The following is a 17,721-nucleotide window of genomic DNA, read 5'->3' on the forward strand; positions in this document are numbered from 1 at the left end:
GCTCTCTCTTCGGACGGCCGCTGGGCCGCAGTCTCGACAATCGGTACTACCCGGCATTCGGCGCCGGATCTGGAACACCGGAGGTGGATGCGCGCGGTCACGTCAGGAACTGGACCGATTTCATCCCGAAGTATTCCACCACCGGCGCGCAGTTCCCGCAGGGCGCCTTGTAGCCGCCGTAGTCCGCGTGCAGCTTGGTCTTGTCCTTCGGATCGGCCCCGGTCTCCAGCGGACGGACGAATGCCTTTCCGAGGGATCCCTTCGCCTTTTCCATGGCCGCGGCCACGGCGTCGGCGTCGGCCAGATCCTTCCTCTTGAAATCGACGTCGGTCTTCTGCAGCAGCTCCGTCATCAGATTCGGCTCGGCACACTTGCACCGGGTGCTCTCCGAACCCCTCGGGTAGTTGGTCCACCCCAGTTTCTCCTTGACGGCCGCGAACTCCCTGTCGTCCTTTGCCCCGTAGGCGAATTCGACGAGCGGGTGGATGTGCTCCGGCGCGCCGTCGCCGGCCATTTTCTTCGTACTGCTCGCGGTGACCACGATCAGCTGCTTGTTACCGCCCGCTCCGTCGACGAGCAGCGCGGAGGCCACGCAGCCGGGGCGGAACTTGTCGCCCTTGACGTGCTCCGCCATCGACTCACCGGCGTTGGCCATCTCCGAGAAGGCCGTCTCGATGCTGACGTTCCCCAGCTCCTGCGGGCCGGTCGTGAAGTACCGGCCCTTCTTCCCGTGGTCGACGACCGTCGCCGGCGCCGGCTCCGGGGCGGGATCGGGCTCGACCGTGAGGGCGTGCCGTGCCTCCTCGTTGAGGCGCAGCTCGTCGGCCAACCGCTCCCGCTCCCAGGCCAGTTGCTCGGGGTCGCCGTCCTGGCGCCCCACCCGGTCCTCCAGCAGCTGCTGCTTCTCCGTCAGCCGGGCCTGCTCGTCGAGCAGGCGCTCCTGCTCCCGCAGCTTCTCCGCCTGCTCCTTGGTCTTCGCCTCCGGCCCGCTCAGCTGGTTCAGCGCGTCGAGCTGCTCCTTCAGCGCGGCCCGCTGCTCGGCGGACTGCCACTTCTCGCCGGACTTCTGCGCCTCCAGCCAGTTCTGCTTCTTCTCCCGCCAGTTCACCTCGCTCGGCGGCGAGAAGTGCTGGCTCGGCGAGCCGCCCTTCTTGGCGGACTTGGCGGCCTTCGCCTCCGCATTGGTCTCCAGGACCTGATGCTCGGCGTGCCACTCGTTCAGCAGCTTCCGGCGGTCGGCCAGTGCCTTCACCCGGTCCGCCGGCCAGTTGTCCCGCTTGGCCGCCGCCTCCTGTTCCGCCAGCCGGGCGTGCTGGTCGACGAACCACTCGCTCTTGTCGAGCCACTTCTGCTGGTGGTCCAGGCCCTTGCGGGCCTTGTTGAGGGCCTGCTGCTCGTCGGCGAGCTCCTTCTCCTTGGCTGCGAGGCTCTTCTGCTCCCGGTCGGCCCGGACGCGGTCGTACTGGCCGCTCTCCAGCTTCGCCCGGAGCCTGTCCAACTCCTCGTGCCGTACGTCCAGCCCCTGCTGGTCGTGGTCGAGCGCACCCTGCAGCTTGTCCAGGGCCTGCTGGCCCTCGATCAACTTCTCGCGGCGGACGTCGAATTCGCTCTTGGCGGCGGGCGACTCGCCCGGCTTCTTGGGGGCGAGTCGCTCGGCCTGCTCGACCAGGGCCTCGTGCCGGGACAGCCGCTCGTGCTGCGCGGTCAGCCGCTCCTGCTGTCCGGCGAGCCGCTCCTGCTGCTTCTCCCACCGCTGCTGGCGTTCGGCCGCCTGCTGCTGCCGGGGCTCCACGCGGTCGCCCTTGGACAGCCGCTCCTCGGCCAACTTCCACTGCCGGTCGGCCAGCTCCTGCTGGTGCTTGGCCAACTCCTGCTGTCGGCCCGCGAGTTCGTCCTGCCGCTCGGCGACCTTCCGCTGTTCCTCCAGCCGCTTGGTGGTCTGCTCGGACGGGTTCGGCCGCGCCTGCTCCTGCCGGCGGAGCTCCTCCTGCCTGGCCTTCGTGCGCTCCCGTTCCGCCGCTGCCGTCCGGTCCGCGTCGGCCTTTTTGGCCAGCGCGACGGCGTCCGCGATCGAGTTCCCCGTGCGGGTGTTCCGGTCGACGGCATCGGTGCCGGCCGGCCGCGCCGGCGCGGGGTGCTCGGCGGACGGCTGGCCGGCGGAGTGCAGGGGCGTGCGGTCCGGGCCGACGGGGAGGGCGAACAGGCCGCCCTCGCCCGCGTACAGCGGCTTGTCGCTGCTGCGGCCCAACTGCGGGTCGCTGTAGACGATGGTGCCCTCGTGGTTCATGGCGTGCCAGGCGTGGGTGCGTCCCTCGCTGTCCCGGCTGGTGATCACGGCCTGCGAGCCGTGGCCGCCGTCGAGCAGGGTCTGCGCCAGCTCGGCGTGGCCCTCCGCACCGGCGCCCAGGTGCTCGAACCGGCCGCCGAGCGCCTGCTCGACGCGGTCCCGGCCGCCCTCCTCGCCCAGCCCGTTGTCCTCGTGGCGCGGCGCGGCCACCGTCGGACGGCCGTCCACGGTGTCGACCATGGCGAGCGCCGCGTCCACGCAGTTGTTGGCCCGACCCGGCGCGCCCGGGCCGTCGCCGTTCAGCTTGGCCAGCCAGTCGCCCGTCCTCGGATCCGGGTGCCGCTGCGGGGTGCCGTCCTCGGTGCGCGGCACCGCGTCCGCAAGCCGCTTCACCTCGTGCTCGGACGGCCGCGACAGCCCGCCCTCCACGTCGAACGGCCGCCCGTCGGTAGCCGGGTGACGCGGGCCGCCGCCCTCCTGCTCCGTCAACGGCCGCTCGTGCGGGGGCCGTTCGTGGAGCGGCTGGTCGCCGTGCGGGGTGGCCGCGTCGTGCGAGGGCGGGAGCACGCCCGCCGGTTCCTGCGAGAACAGGTGCAGGTCGGCCATCTGCGTGGTCGGCACCGAGGAGGACGGCGAAGCGGGCTGCGAGGAGGACGGCGAGGAGGGCTGCGAGCCCATCAGCGTGTCCCCGTCGGCGTCCTGGCCCGGGGCGTGGCGCTTCACGGACGGCTCCGGCTCCGAATCGCCTTCACGCCCGCGCTTGTGGCCCAGGGTCGGCCCGTCCGACATCACGGTGTCGCCGTCCGCGTCCGTCACCGGCTTCGGCGCCGTGATCTCCGGGCCCTCCGCGCCGGGCCTGCCGTCCCGCGCCGGGTCGAAGTAGCCCTGCCGGAAGTCGTCCCCCACCACCGCCGTGCTCGGCCGGTCGCCCACGTGGTGGTACTGGTTGCCGGAGGAGGACAGCGGCACCTTGTCGTTCGGGTTCTGGATGTCCACCCCGAACTCGGCGGTCGCGTTGTTGCCCAGCGGCGTGGGGAAGCCCGGCTCGTCGATCTTCGCCGCCACGTCGGCGGCCGTCTTCGGCTCCATCATGTCCCGCAGCTCACGCGGCGCCAGGCCCTTGTCCTCCAGCCCGCGCACCGCCCGCAGCAGGTCCAGGGTGTGCGGCGAGTACAGCGCCTCCTTGGGCAGCTTGCCCTCGGCGACGGCGGTCAGCACGTCCTGGTCGCGGATCAGGTGCGGGTCCAGGTAGTTCTGCACCAGCTGATTGGTGAACTCGTCGCCGAAGCGCAGGTTCGACCCGCTGTCGGACAGCGCGTTCGCCATCCGCTCGATCAGGCGCGGCAGTTCGGCGGGCGGCGCGGTCAGCGCCTGCCGGAACAGCGCCTCCGGGTGGCTGCCGGCCGCCCCCTGGCGGGCGTGCGCGCCGCCGTAGTAGGTGCCCACGGTCTCGTGGTCGGTGATCGCCCGCGCTTCCTGAACCGAGTGGCCGCTGTTCCTGAGCTCCCTGAACCGCTCGCTCGCCGTCTTGGTGAGCTCCTCGCTGAGCTTTGCCTCCTCCAGCCTGGACTTGGCCTCGACGAGGCCGCTCTCCGCCTTCGTCACGGCACTCTCGGCCGCCTTCAGGTTCTTGGCCGCGTCGCGCCGCTGCTGGCTCTTCGGGTCGAGGTGGGCCACCGCCTGGTCCGCCAGGTCGGCTTGGTCGCGCGCGGCTTTGGCGTCCTTCAAGGCCTTCTCGGCGGCGGCGTGCTTGGTCTCCCGGTCCGCGCGGGCGTCCTTCGCGGTCGTCGCGGCCTTGTCGAAGGCCTGGTCGGCGGCCTTCGGCTCCTTCTTGGTGACCTTGTCGGCCTCTGCCTTGAGCTCGCCGAGGTGCTTGTCGACCTCGGCCTGCCGGAGCGGTTCCCGCTGCCCGTTCAGGTGCTTGGCCAGGTTCTCCAGGTCGGCCTGGGTCTCGGTGCCGTTGCGGATCTTCTCGGCGAGCGCGGCCGCGTCGCCGCCGGTGGTCAGCTTCTCCTTCGCGAACTTGGCGGCCAGACCGTCCAGTTGGCCGTCCAGCCCGGGGTAGAGGTCCTTGATGCCGGTCCGCGGCGCCCCGGCCGGGCCGGCGGGCGGCGCCTGCTGGGCGTGCTTGGCGGCGTCGCGCAGCACGGCCACCGCCTCGTCCACCTGGCGCGGGCCGGTGATGCCGTTGGTCAGGTTGACGTCCTCGACGGCCTGCTGCTTGACCTTCTGGTGCAGGCTGTTCGCGGCGGCGGCGAACCGGTCGCGCTCGGCGGCCGTCGGCGCGCCGTCGCCCATCGCGTCGGCCGCGGCCCGCAGTCGCTGCAACTCCTGCCGGACGGGCTTGTCCAGGCCGGCGTCCGAGAGCCGGTCCGCCAGGCCGGCGACCGCGTCGCGCGCCCCCGGGCCGTCCGTGACGCCGCCCAACTTCTGTATCGCGTCGGGCAGTTGCTTGTTCCCGTAGACCGTCTTCAGGTCGACGTTGTCCTTGGTGTACGCCAAGTCCCGGCGGGCCAGGAACTCGATCGCCTTCGGGTCCGCGCCGAGCCGGTCGGCGGCCGCCTTCCCGTACTTGTCGAGGATCCGGTGGTTGTCCGGGGCCATCGTCTGCACGAAGTCGCCGAACGCCTCGGACACCTGCCCGTGCGTCTCCGGGCCGAGGGCACGGCCCTTGAACACCGCCGCCGCCACGTACTTGTGCACCATGAAGTCGGCGACGATGTGGTTGCGGTTGATGCCGGTGTCCTGGAACTTGTAGTCGATGTCCTTGCCGGCGCTGCGCTCGATCTTCTCCGCGTGCGGCTCGCCCGCCATGACGCCGTGGTCCGAGTGGCCGAACGCCGCGCGGTACGCCGCTTCCTTCGCCTTCTGCTCGGACTCCTTGACCTTCGGGAAGTTGCCCTGCTGGGCGTCCTTCCTCGCCTGGAGGTCCTGGTCGAGCCACTCCGTACGGCGCTTCAGCTCCGCGATCCGGTCGTCGAACCCGTCCTTGCTGGACTTGAGCTTGCTCTTGTTGCCCTCCTTGGCCCGGTCCTCGGCCGAGAGCGAGTTGTAGTGGTCCTCGGCCTGCTGCTTCTTCGCCTCCGCCTGCCGCACCAGGTCGGCGACGACGCGCTTCTCCTCCCTGATCCGGTTCTCGACGTCCGGGCCGAAGCGCTTCTCGGCGGCCTCCCGCTCCTTCGCGAGCTCGGGCGTGATCTTGCCGCCCGTGCGCCGCGCGAGCTCGTGGTCGTAGACGGCCACGCGCTGCCGCTGCTCCTCCAGGTACGCCTTGGTCTCTTCCAGGCGCGCCCGGTCCGCCGCGGACGTGGCGGGATCGGCGAGGCGCTTGTCCACGTTCGCGAGCGCCTCGGGAAGCCCCTTGCGGAGCTGCTCGACGTGCAGCTCCTTCTGGACGCGGTACTGGTCCGCCATCACCCGGTTGACCTTGGCGTCCAGGTCGGCCCGGTTGTAGTCGAGCAGGTCCTTGCTGACCGTGTCGAACTCGGCGCGCTTGTCCGACGGCAGGAAGTCGCCGATCCTCTCCAGCACTTCCTTGGCGTCCACCTTGTACGGACGTCCCGTTCCGCCGGCGCCGGGAGCGGCGTCCGGCCGCGCGGCGGTCCCCGTCCCGGAGTGCGGGGCGGCCTTCGGGCCGCTGTTGCCCTGGTCGGCGCCCGCGGGCTTGGCGGGGTGCAGCGGCGCGCGGTCCGGGGTGAGCGGGACGGCGAACACGCCGCCCTCGCCCTGGTACAGCGGCTTGTCGCTGACCCGGCCCATCTGACCGTCGACGTAGGCGATTTTGCCGTCGTGGTTCACCGCGGTCCAGGCGTGGGCGCGGCCCTCGCTGTCGTGCGTGATGATCACCGCCGACGAGCCGGGACCGCTCTCCAGCAGCGTCTGCGCCAGCTTCTCGTGCGCGGCCGGGCCCTCGCCCAGCTTCTCGAACTTCGCACCGAGCGCGTGCTCGATCCGGTCGCGGCTGCCCTTCTCGCCGACCGAGTTGTCCTCGACGCGCGGAGCCGCCACCGTCGGGTGACCGTTGTAGGTGTCGATCACCGAAAGCGCCGCGTCCGCACAGTTGTTGGCCCGACCCGGCCCCCACGGGCCCTCGCCGTTCAGCTTCTTCACCCAGTCGCCCTGGAACGGGTCCGGGTGCCGCTGCGGCGTGCCGTCCGCGTTGTGCGGCACGGCGTCCTGCAACTGCTTCAGGTCGTGCTCGGACGGCCGCTTCAGCCCGCCCTCCACGTCGAACGGCCGCCCGTCCGTGGCGGGGTAGCGCGGGCCGCCGTCCTCGTGCTCGGCCGGCGGGCGCTCGTGCGAGGGCTGCTGCTCGTGCGGGGTCTGCTCGTGCGGCTGCTGCTGGTCGCGGGACGGCTGCTGCTCGTGCGACGGCTGCTGCTGGTCGTGGAGCGCGGGGCCTTCCTGGTGGTGCTGGGGCTGCTCGTGCGGCGCCCCGGCGTCGGGGCGCACCGGGCCGAGCCCGCCCGGTGCCGCCGCCGGGTTGTTGTGGGGCGGTGCCGGGTTGCCACCGGGGTGCTGGCCGGCCGCGTGCGGCTGGGGCGCGGCCGGGGCGGTGACGGGAATGTGCGACAGCCGGAAGTTGTCCGGCGTGGTGCTGCCGTTCGCATTGGTGCCGTCCGGAGTGGTCAGCTTGACCCCGGGCACCCCCAACATCTCGGCGGTGCCGGGGATCCGCTCGCCACCTCCGTGGGTGGTGGCGTGCTGGTTCACGTGCGCCTCGCCGGTGACCAGGACGTACTTTCCGGTCCGGCCGTGGTCGGAGGTGATCGCGTCGTGCATGTACGAGTTCAGCAGGCGGGCGCGCTGCTCCAGCGGGCCCTGCCCGACGCCCTCCGGCTTGCGGGCCGGGGAGCCGTCCACGCCCTGGACCCGGATGCCCTCCTCCTTCGCCCGCACGACCATCTCGTGGAGGCCGGCGCCGGGCGGGGAGTTCAGGTTGGAGTCGTAGGACTCCAGCATGCCCTTCAGCTTCGGCGACATGGGGCCGTCGGACGACAGGTAGTTGTCCAGTTCGCGCTGGAAGGAGTCCCCGCGCACCGACTCGGTGTAGATGGTGTCGACGCCGGCCTGCTTCAGCGCGGCCATGTTCTCCTTGAGGAACCCCCAGCTGGGCGAGTTGCTGTGCCCCTCGCCCAGCACGAACCCGGGGTGGCCCTGGCCGTCGCCGTTCCCCTGGAGCAGGCGCTGGATGCCGTCCGCCGCGGAGTTGTGCCCGTCGAGCTGCTGCCGCACCTGCGCCCCGTCGACCGGGTGCCAGGTGGCCTGCGAGTCCTGGTAGGCCAGGCGTTCCAGCACGTTGTCACGTTCGCGCTGGGTCCGGTAGTTCTGTTCGGTCCGGAAGTCGAGCTTGCCGCCCTCCGTGAGCAGCTTGTTGCCGTTGTAGAGGTAGGCGGCACCCTCGCCGCTGTCCACCAGCTTCTGCCGGAGCCCGTCGTTCAGGGCCGTCGCCGCATCCCCGTACGTCGCCTTCAAGGTCAACGGGTCGAGGTGCGACTTGAAGGACTGCGAGTACGGGCTGACCTTCACATCGTAGGATCCGCTCTCCGTCTTGGTGCCCGAGTGGTGACGGCCGAAGTCACTGTGCGGCAGCGAGTTCGCGGCGGTCTTCAGCTCGCCGGTCAGCCGGAAGTTGAACTTGTTGTCCTTCTTGTACTGGGCGAGGGCCTCCGGGGTGGCGGCCGGCGGGTAGACCAGGGCGAGGCCGTCCGGGTCGTGGTGCAGCCTGCCCAGCTCCTCCGTGGTCGGCGGCACGTGGAGGTCGGGCAGCGGGCGGCCCAGCCCCGCCGGGTCCGACGGGACGTCGGGGGTGGCGGGACGGTTGCCGGACTCGTCGGGGCGCGGCGAGGCACCCTCGTTCTCGGGTCGCGGCGCGGTGCCGCCCTGCTCGTCCGGGGCGGGAACGTGCTCCCGCTCCGGTGCGGTGCCGGTACGGTCGGTGGGCTCCGGCGCACCGGCGTGCGTGCGCTCCGGCACCGGCCCGGCATCCGGACGCGTGCCACGACCGCCGCCGGGACGGAGCGAACCGCCGCCCTGCTGGGTGCCACCGCCGGTGGTGGCGGGTCGGGGCGCAGCGGACGTTGACGGGGCGTCGGGGCGGACGCCGCCGCCGCTGTGGCTGCCGCCGCCGACCGGGCCCGGGGTGAAACCGGCCCCGGCCATCGGCGGGACGGGCCCCTGGGTGGTGGCGTTCGGCGTGCTGTCGCCGAGGCCCTCGGGCATCCGCTGGCCCGGGCCGGTCGCCGCGTCCGGGCGCGGCAGCGTCGCACCGCGGGCACCGTCGAGGTGCGTGCCGCCGGTGCTGCCGCCGCCGTGGCCGGAGGAGGACGCGGCACTCGCCAGGTTCGCCGCCCCGCCCAGCACGCCGGACAGGTTGGGCACCGGCCCCGCCGGACCGGCCGGACGCGACGCGCCGTCGTCGCCGGACGGACGGCTGCCGGAGTCCCCGTCGTTCGCCGAACTCTCGTGCGCGGACGCCGAGTTGTCACGGGCGGGCGCGCTCGGCGCCTCGCTGTGCACGGGACGTCCCGGCTCCTGCGCAGAGACCGACTCGTGCGTCGGCCGCACCGCCTGCGACTCCTCGCGAACGGGCGCGCCGCCCTCCCGCGAGTCGGGGCGCGCGGTGCTCCCCTCCGCCTCGCTCCGCACCGGCTGCTCGTGCACCGGCCGGCCCGGCTCCTGCCCCGACAGCGGCTCCCGCTCCGGGCGCACCGCCTGCGACTCCTCGTGCACCGGCCGCGACGGGGTCTGCTCCGCGAGCGGCTCCCGCGCGGGCCGGACGGCCTCGGCCTGCTCGTGGCTGCGGCCGCCCGACGACTGCTCGTGCGGCGCCGGGGCCTGGTCCTGGCTGCGGCCGCCCGACGACTGCTCGTGCGACGGCGGAGCCTGGTCCTGGCTGCGGCCGCCCGACGACTGCTCGTGCGGTGCCGGAGCGTCCGTGCGGTTCCCGCCGCCGGTCGCCTCGGAGTGGGCCGGCGGGGCATCGTCGCCGCCGCTGCTGCGGCCGGAGCCGAACGGCGACAGGCCCTCGACCTTCGAGTCACCCGAACGCGAGCTTCCGCCGCCCGAGTTGGAGTCGCCGGCGTCCCAGCCGTCCGAACGGGACTTCGTCCCACCGGAGTTGGAGCCACTCGCGTCCCAGCCATCCGAACGGGAAGTGGTGCCACCCGAGTTGGAGGAACTCGTGTCCCAGCCGTCCGAACGCGACTTCGTGCCACCGGAGTTCGAACCACTCGCGTCCCAGCCGTCCGAACGCGACGTCGTGCCACCCGAGTTGGAGCTTCCGGAGCCGCCGGAGGGGCCCTGGTACGAGCTGCCCGCGTCACCGGAGGAGGTGTCGGGCTTGGTGAACTTCGGCGGGCCGTCCTGCCGGCCGCCCTGGCCGGAGCCGACGGGGTCGGGGATGTGCGGAGCGTCGCCGGGCTTGGGTGCGGCGCCGTGCTCCTTCATCTTGACCGCACCGTGGTTGAGCCCGACGCCCGCGCCGCCGGACAGGCCGGAGCCAAGCAGCGAGGAGGTGTCGACCTTGCCGGTGGTGATGTACTGGGTGGCGGCGTCCGCGCCGACGCCGGTGGCGCCGCCGATGACCATCTTGCCGCCGAGCGAGTTGGCGGCGCCGCCCAGGCCGACCTTTCCGGCCGCCCCGCCCAGGCCCTTGCCGATCAGGTGGCCGGCGGCGCCACCGATCGCACCGCCCTTGGCGTTCTCGCCGACCTCCTTCCAGTCAATGCTCTTGCGGTGCCCCTCGGCGAGTTCGATGCCCTGGGCCATCAGGTTGATCGCGGCCATCTGGGCGGCCTGCTTGGCCGCCATCTTGACCATGTCCTGGAGCAGCGTCTTCAGCGTCTTCTGGACGAACGCGCGGGCCGCCGCGATGAACCCGGGCACCTGCGCCATCGACGCGCCCGCGGTGACCACGGCCTCCGCCTCGGCCGTCGCCAACTCGAAGGCCAGGATGCCGAGTTGCGCGACGATCTGGATCTTCGCGGTCTCGGCCGAGTTGGCCATCTGCTCCAGCATGTCGCCCATGCCGCTGAGCGCGTTGATCGTCGCGGTCAGGCGGCCCGGGTCGTCCTCGGTGCCCTTGCCGACGGTGTACCCGTCCCAGAACTTGCCCAACGACTCAGCGGCGCTGCCCTGTTGGCCCTCCAGCGAACGCTTGATCGCCGCGTCCGCGCCCTGGGTGGCGTCCTTCAGGGTCTCCGACGCCTTGCGGCACTGGTCGGCCATGTCGCGGAGCTGGTCCTCGTCGGCCTCCGGCCAACGGCAGCCGGCGAGCAGCAGGAGCACCCACTGGAGCGGCTCCGGGAGTTCGACAGCCATGGGTCAGTGCCTTCCGTTCGGGCGGGTCATGCTGGGCGTCATCATCGGGCGGACGTGCGTCGGCACGGTCGGCGCGGTACCGGGCGGGGGCGGCATCGGGACGTCGCTCTCGCCCATGCCCGCGAAGGAACCGGCCGCGCCCTCCTCGGCCGCCTCGTAGCTCTCGCCCATCTGCTTCAGGCCGTCGGCGATGCCCTTGACTTCCTTCACCAGGCTCTGGAGCGTCTTCACCGTGTTGTGGCTGTACTCCAGGTAGCCGTTCTCACCCTCGGCGAACTGCTTGCCGGACTCGTCGTTGCCCCACGGGTTCTGGCTCTCCATCGACGGCAGGTACGAGCCCAACGACGCGGCCAGCGAGGCGATCTGCTCCGACGCGGCGAGAACGGGCGAGACCGCCGCCTTGTACTGGTCGGGGTTCGCCACGAACCCCTGCCCGGCCTTCCCCGGGCCCGAACTCGCCCCCGCGTCGGCCGCCTGCCGGGGCACCCCCTCCGCGATCGGCGTCCCCCGCGACTTCAACCGCGCCGTCTCGGCCCCCTCCGCCGGCACCAACGGCTCCCCCGCCGTCGCCGGCACCCCGTCCTGGAGCGGCACCCCCTGCGACTTCAACTGGGCAGTCTCCGCAGGCATGGTGTCGCCCAGCGGCATCCCCTCGGACGCCTTCAACCGCGCCGTCTCCATCGGCATCGCCGGGATCGTGTCACCCAACGGCATCCCCTCGGACGCCTTCAACCGCGCGGTCTCCATCGGCATCGCCGGGATCGTGTCGCCAATCGGCATCCCCTCGGACGCCTTCAGACGCGCCGTCTCCATCGGCATCGCCGGCACGGTGTCCCCCAGCGGCGTCCCCTCGGAGGCCTTCAGACGCGCCGTCTCCATCGGCATCGCCGGGATCGTGTCACCCAACGGCATCCCCTCGGACGCCTTCAACCGCGCCGTCTCCATCGGCATCGCCGGGATCGTGTCGCCAATCGGCATCCCCTCCGACGCCTTCAAACGCGCCGTCTCCATCGGCTCGCCAACCGTCGTCCCGACCCGGAACGCGGGCATCTCGTCCGGCGCAAGCCGCCCGACGTGCGCGGGTTCGCCGAGCATCGAGCCGCCGTCGATCCGCTGCGCGGGAATCACGTCGGGCTCAGCCCAACCCACCTGCGCAGCCTCCGTGAACGGCCCCCCACCATCCACCCGCTGCGCAGGCATCTCGTCAGGAGCAAACCGACCCACCTGCACAGCCTCGGTGAACGGCCCCCCGCCGTCGATCCGCTGTGCGGGAATCACGTCGGGCTCAGCCCAACCCACCTGCGCAGCCTCCGTGAAAGGCCCACCGCCATCAATCCGTTGCGCAGGCATCTCGTCAGGAGCAAACCGCCCCACCTGCACAGCCTCCGTGAACGGCCCCCCGCCGTCGATCCGCTGCGCAGGCATCACATCCGGCTCAGCCCAACCCACCTGCGCCGCAACCACATCCGGCTCCGCCCAGCCCACCCGCGCAGCCTCCGTGAACGGCCCACCGCCGTCGAATCGCTGCGCGGGCATCACGTCCGGGTCGACCCAGCCCACGTGCGCGGCCTCGTCGAAGGTCGGTGCCTGGACGCCGATCCGTTCGCCTTCGGGTATGCGCATGGTGTGCGCGGGTTCGACGTCGGGGTCGTTCGCGAACCAGGGCACGTCGTTGCTCATGGGTGTTCCTTAGTGAGTGCGGGCGGAGCGGAGTGGGCGGGTCAGTCCGCGGCGGGGGCGGCGAGGCGGGTGAGTGCGGCGCGCAGGAACGGGCTGGGGACCTGGTAGCCGCCCTCCTCCCTGATCGGCGCGGGCTTGAGCGCCGCAGCAGCCGCAGAAGCCGCCGCAGGCGCAGCCGACGCAGCCGGAACGGCCGCAGCGGCCTCCTCCCCGTGGCCGCGCCGCGCCGCCGCGCTGCGGGCGCGCTCCAGGTAGTCGCTGTCCGCGCCGCTCTTCGACTCCCCGGAGGGGGTCGTCGTCTCGGCCGCCGCACTCTCCTGTCGCGGCGTCACGGTCTCCCCCGCCCCGGCCGCGACCGCCGCCGTCTCGGTGGCGGCCTCGCCGGGTGCGGGCGTGCCGAGCAGGACGCCGGCCAGCTGGTTGAGGACGGCCTGCTCGCTCGCGGGCGCACCGGCCGCCGCGTCCGCGACCGGCTCCGCCGCGACCGCGGCGGAGGGGGCGGTGATGACGCCCTCCGCGCGGGCGTCGTCCAGCCAACGGCGGCGTGCGCGCTGCCAGTTGCGGTCGCGCGGGTCGGTCTCGCCGGCCTGGCCGAGGATGCCGCTGTCGTGCAGCAGCGCCTCGTCGCCGTCCGCGTCCGCGCCGAAGCGGCTGGGGCCGAGGAACTTGTTGGCGCCCTTCTTGTCGCCCTTGCCGCCGCCGCGTCCGCCGCCCATGCCGCCGTGTGCTCCGCCCGCGCCGCCCATGCCTGCCGCGCCGCGTGCTCCGGCGCCGCCCGCACCGCTGCCGCGCATGCCGCCGCCGGCCGCGCCCGCGCCGGCCAGCGCGCCGCCGGCCCGGCCCATCGCGCCCATCGCGTTGCCGAAGTTGCCGGCGCTCATCCCGCCCGCGCCGCCGAACGCCCCGCCGCCGCCACCGAGGCCGCCGGCCCCGCCGCCGAACGCGGAGAGTCCGCCGCCACCGCCGACCCCGCCGCCACCGCCGAGCGCGGAGCCGCCGAGGCCCACGCCGGTGCCGAGGTCGGAGAGGCCGGCCAGGTTGAGCGAGCTCTTCGGGCTGAGCGGGAGCGGCGTGAAGACCGGCGGGTTGCCGCCGGAGCCGGGGCCGCCGGTCAGGTTGGGCACGGACGGCGGCTTGAGCGGCTGGAGCAGGCTGGGCGTCTTCGCGCCGTGGCCGCCGGAGCCGGAGCCCCCGCCCGCGCCGCCGCCGCTGCCGGAGCCCGATCCGCCGCCGGCACCCGACCCGCCACCGGAGCCGCCGTCCCCGGCGCCGAGCCCGTCCGCCCCGCCGGGCAGGGCGCCCGCGGAGTCCAGCCCGGTGCCCGCGCCCGGACCGCCGCCCGCACCCGCGCCGCCCCCGCCGCCGTTGAGGGTGCAGGTCTTGCCGATGCCGTTCATGTCGGCGATCTGGTTGGCGTTGCTGCGCAGCATGCTGTCCACCTGCGTGCTGACGCCGCTGACGTACTGGTGGTAGAGGGTGGCCGCCTGCTTGACGCCCTCCGAGTTGGCGATGTCGTCGTTCTTGCCGGCCGGGTTCTGCGCCATGTAGGTCTTGGCGTAGTCGAGTTCCCGGATCATCTCGTTCTTGGTGTCGATCACCGCCTGGTGCGCGCCGTGCAGGCTGCCCGCGATGTCGGCGCCCGCCTTGACGGTGGTGGCGACGTGCGAGGCGTCGCCGCCGGCGAACTTCTGCAGGTACTGCTGGAAGCTGTCGGCGGCCGCCCCGGACATGCAGGACATGGCGCGCTGGGCGGCCTGGGCGATGCCGCGGATGTGGGTCTCCGCGATCTGGTTCCACTTGTCCCAGGCCACGGCGAGGTCGCCGATCAGGTCCTCGTTGCCGTCGGGGAACGAGATGTCCTTCCCGTTCTCGTTCTTCTGCACGGTCTTGAGTACTTCGGCGAGGTCGGCGGGCAGCACGATCATGGCGGGAAGCTCTCTCGGATGGTGGGTGCGTCGGCGGCTGACACCGGATCAGCCGCTGCAAGTGCGGGCAGAGGTGCGGTGGTCAGATCAGGTTGCGGCCGGGGCCGCCGCCGACCGGGCCGCGCGGCTCCGGCGGCTTCGGCTTGTTGTAGTCGAGGGCCGGCCCGTCCTGGGTGTGGTAGCCCCCGGTGTCCGGGGCCGGAGCGGGCGCGGGCGCGGGTGCGGGCGCGGGAGCCGGTGCGGGCGCGGGGGACGGCGAGGACGCGGGCACGGACGGCGTCAGCGGCGCGAGCGGCGCGCTGTCCCCGTTGCTGATCCGGCTGAGCAGCGACGCGTGGTCCTCGTCGTTGGCCTGGTGCCGGGCGGCCATGGTCTGGAGGTTGGTGCCCATGGTGGTGGCGTTGGCCAACAGCAGCTTGATGCCCGCCAGCACGTCCTTCTGGTGCTTGCCGAAGCCGCCGACCGAGGAGCTGCCGCCGGTGAGCGACTTGCCGAGCAGGTCGGTGCCGTAGACCGAGTCCTCGACCATGTTGACGTGGGCTTCCAACTGGGCGAAGGGGCCCTGCAGCTCCTCCAGCAGCGCCGCGATCGTCTTGGCTGCCGCCTGGACCTCGTCCAGGTCGATGTTCACGCCGTCGCCGGCCATCCGTCCCGCCCTCTCCCGATGGAATTCTCCCGCGTGGCGGGCCGAAGTCAGGTACGTTGCAGGGGAGTTCCCGGGGCGACCGGGCAAGCAGGGGGCCGAACACGGTGCCGCGGGCGGTCCCGCGCACCCGCGGCTGCCGCACGTGTTCATCCTCGCGGCGGCCGTTTGCCTCTGGCTTGCGCCTCACTAACGCGCGGGCATCGCCGCCCGTTCGAAGCCCCCGAAAAGCCTCACATCAGGGCATTTCGAGTCAGGGCGCGCCGAGTTCCGCCGCCCGCTGCCGGTGCGCGGTGGCGGACTGGGCCAGTCCGGCGGCGTCCTCGGCGGCGGCGAGGGCGGCCAGCACCTCGGCGGTGGCCTCGTCGTGGCCGATCTGTTCGGCCTCGGCGAGGGCCTCGTGCAAGCGGCTGCGGGCCTCGGCGTGGCAGCCGAGCGCGGACAGGCCCTCGCCGCAGCTGGTGTGGAACAGCACCCGGCGCGACGAAGGCACCTGATCCTCCGTCAATTCCAGTCCGTACAGGGCCCGTTCGACGGCCTGCCCGGGGTGTCCGGTGGCCAGCAGGTGGCGGGCGAGGTGCTGCAGGGCGAGGGTGACGGTGTGGGTGTGGCCGATGGCGAGGGCGATCTCCAGGGCCTGGGTGAGGTTGGCCCCGGCGGCGTCGGTGTCGCCGAGTTCGGACTGGACGGCGGCCAGGTTGACCAGCGCGACGGCCCGGCCGACCTGGTTGCCGGCCTTGGCGGCGAGTTCGGCGGCCGGGGTCAGGCAGGTGACGGCCTCGGGCAGCCGGCGGTTGGAGACCAGCACCCAGCCGAGCATGGCCCGCACCTGGCTCTCGGCGTCCAGGTCGCCGCACTCCAGGGCGGCGTCCAGGGCGTGTTCCAGCTGCGACACCCAGCCGTCGCGCAGGCGGCGCAGGATCAGCGGCCACTGGGTGAGGACGAGTCGCCAGACCCGTTCCGGGGAGGCCCCGGCGATCACCTGGGCGAGCGTCTCGCGGTGCGCGCCCAGCCAGTGGATCGCCTCGTCGGCACCGGCGAACTCGGCGACGGCGCGCGGCCGGTGGCTGCCGGCCGGGGGTTCGCAGCAGGGCTTGCTGCCGGGTTCGGCGGCCTGGACGGCGGCCAGGCCGGTGTACAGGTACTGGTCGGCGAGGCGTTCGCGGGCGAGGCGCTGCGCGGCGGGGTCGGTGCGGCTGCCGAGTTCGCGGGCGTACAGCCACACCAGGTCGTGCAGGGTGTAGTGGCCGCCGTCGGTCTCGGTGACCAGGTGGGTGGCGGCGAGCTGGTCGAGGGCCTCGGCGGCGTCGGCGGGGTCGAGGTCGGCGAGCGCGGCGGCGCTGTGGGCGTCCACCACCGGGCCGGGGTGGAAGCCGAGGGCGCGGAACAACCGGGCGGTGGTGGGCGGGAGTTGCTCGCAGGAGATGCGCAGCGCGCTGGCCACGCTGATCTCCTCGGCGGCCAGGTGGCCGAGCCGCCGCTGTTCGTGGCGGAGCTGTTCGGTGAGCGCGCCAAGGCCGCGGCGCGGGTCGGCGGCGACCTTGGCGGCGGCGATCCGCAGGGCGAGCGGCAGGCCGTCGCAGAGCCGGGCGAGGTCGCGGGCGGCCTCGGGTTCGGCGGCGACCCGGGCCTGGCCGAGGACGCGGGCGAGCAGCGCGGTGGACTCCTCGGGGGCGAGGACGGCGAGCGGCAGCGGGCGGGCGAGTTCGGCGGCGACCAGGCCGAGCATCCGGCTGCGGCTGGTGACCACGGCGACGCAGTCGGCGCCGGCCGGCAGCAGCGGCCGGACCTGGGCGGTGTCGCGGGCGTTGTCGATGACGACCAGCAGGCGGCGGCCGGTGGTGATGCGCCGGTAGAGGGCGCTGCGGGCGGCGGTGCCGGCGGGCAGGTCCTCGCGGGCGACGCCGAGCGCGGCGAGGAACTCGGCGACCACCTCGTCGAGGTCGCGGTCGGGCCGGTCGCTGAACCCGCCGAGGTCGGCGAAGAGCAGGCCGTCGGGGAAGCGCCCGGCGTTGTGGTGGGCCCAGTGCAGGGCGAGGGCGGTCTTGCCGACCCCGGCCGGGCCGGTGATCAGGGCGATCGCGCCGTCCGGTCCGCCGCGCACCGCGTCGGCGAGGCCGGCGAGTTCGGCGGCGCGGCCGTGGAAGCCGCGCGGGGCGCGGGGCAGCAGGTCGACGGCGGGGAAGTTCTCGATCGCGGGCGGTCCGGCGGGCGCCGGGACGAACGGCACGACGGGCTCGGGGGCGGCCGGGGGCGGCGGCGGGGTCTCGCCGCGCAGGATCCGCTCGTAGGCGGCGTTCAGCGCGCGGCCGGGGTCGACGCCGAGCCGGTCGGCGAGCGATTCGCGGGTGCGGTGGTACCAGTCGAGAGCGTCGGACTGCCGTCCGGCCCGGAACAGTGCCAGCATCAGCGCGGAGACCAGCGATTCGCGCAGCGGGTGGGCGACGGTCTCGGCGCGCAGCAGTTCGGCGGCCCGGGCGGGGTGGCCGAGCCGCTGGTAGTGCTCGGCGAGGGCCTCGACGGCGGCGAGCCGGTTCTCCTCCAGGGTCTGCCGCCAGGCCTCCAGCGGCGGGCTGGCGACGGTGCCGGTGAGCGCGGGGCCGCGCCACAGCGCGAGCGCGCGTTCGAGGGCGTCGGTGACGTCCGCGGAGTGCGGTTCGGTGCGGGCGGCGGCCACCAGGGTGTCGAACTGTTCGACGTCCAGGCACCCTTCGGGCAGGTGCAGGGTGTAGGCGTCGCCCGCGGTGGCGAGGTGGACGCCGCGCCCGGTGGCGCCCTGCTCGGTGAGCAGGGCGCGCAGCCCGGATATGTGGGTCAGACACACGGTGGGGGCGATGGCGGGCGGGTGCGCGGTACAGACCGCC

Annotated in this window: 5 protein-coding genes; all 5 read right to left on the reverse strand. The window is 73.4% G+C overall.

All coding sequences use genetic code 11. From position 1 onward, the window contains the following. Positions 1-97: 97 nt before the first annotated feature. Positions 98-10,609 carry a toxin glutamine deamidase domain-containing protein gene (locus ACWEMJ_RS01245; protein WP_452134835.1) on the reverse strand — a complete coding sequence of 3,504 codons (10,512 nt, stop codon included), beginning with the start codon at positions 10,607-10,609 and terminating at the stop codon, positions 98-100. A 3-nt stretch (positions 10,610-10,612) separates the two neighbouring features. Continuing rightward, positions 10,613-12,289 (reverse strand): hypothetical protein, encoded by a 1,677-nt coding sequence (locus ACWEMJ_RS01250; RefSeq protein WP_452134836.1) that lies wholly within the window; start codon positions 12,287-12,289, stop codon positions 10,613-10,615. A 41-nt stretch (positions 12,290-12,330) separates the two neighbouring features. After that, positions 12,331-14,214, reverse strand: coding sequence for a WXG100-like domain-containing protein (locus tag ACWEMJ_RS01255; RefSeq protein ID WP_452134837.1), 1,884 nt, complete (start codon positions 14,212-14,214; stop codon positions 12,331-12,333). Between the two features lie 82 nt (positions 14,215-14,296). Further along, positions 14,297-14,860, reverse strand: a complete 564-nt coding sequence (locus ACWEMJ_RS01260; protein ID WP_452134838.1) for a hypothetical protein — start codon at positions 14,858-14,860, stop codon at positions 14,297-14,299. Between the two features lie 250 nt (positions 14,861-15,110). Beyond that, positions 15,111-17,721, reverse strand: a 2,611-nt coding sequence (locus ACWEMJ_RS01265; protein WP_452134839.1) for a BTAD domain-containing putative transcriptional regulator, incomplete at its 5' end; no start/stop codon positions are given.

Source organism: Kitasatospora sp. NPDC004531 (genome assembly GCF_053602195.1).

Coding starts and splice junctions, on each gene's coding strand:
- ACWEMJ_RS01255 (WP_452134837.1), bottom strand. CDS start 14,214: ATGATCGTGCTGCCCGCCGACCTCGCCGAAGTACTCAAGACCGTGCAG.
- ACWEMJ_RS01245 (WP_452134835.1), bottom strand. CDS start 10,609: ATGGCTGTCGAACTCCCGGAGCCGCTCCAGTGGGTGCTCCTGCTGCTC.
- ACWEMJ_RS01250 (WP_452134836.1), bottom strand. CDS start 12,289: ATGAGCAACGACGTGCCCTGGTTCGCGAACGACCCCGACGTCGAACCC.
- ACWEMJ_RS01260 (WP_452134838.1), bottom strand. CDS start 14,860: ATGGCCGGCGACGGCGTGAACATCGACCTGGACGAGGTCCAGGCGGCA.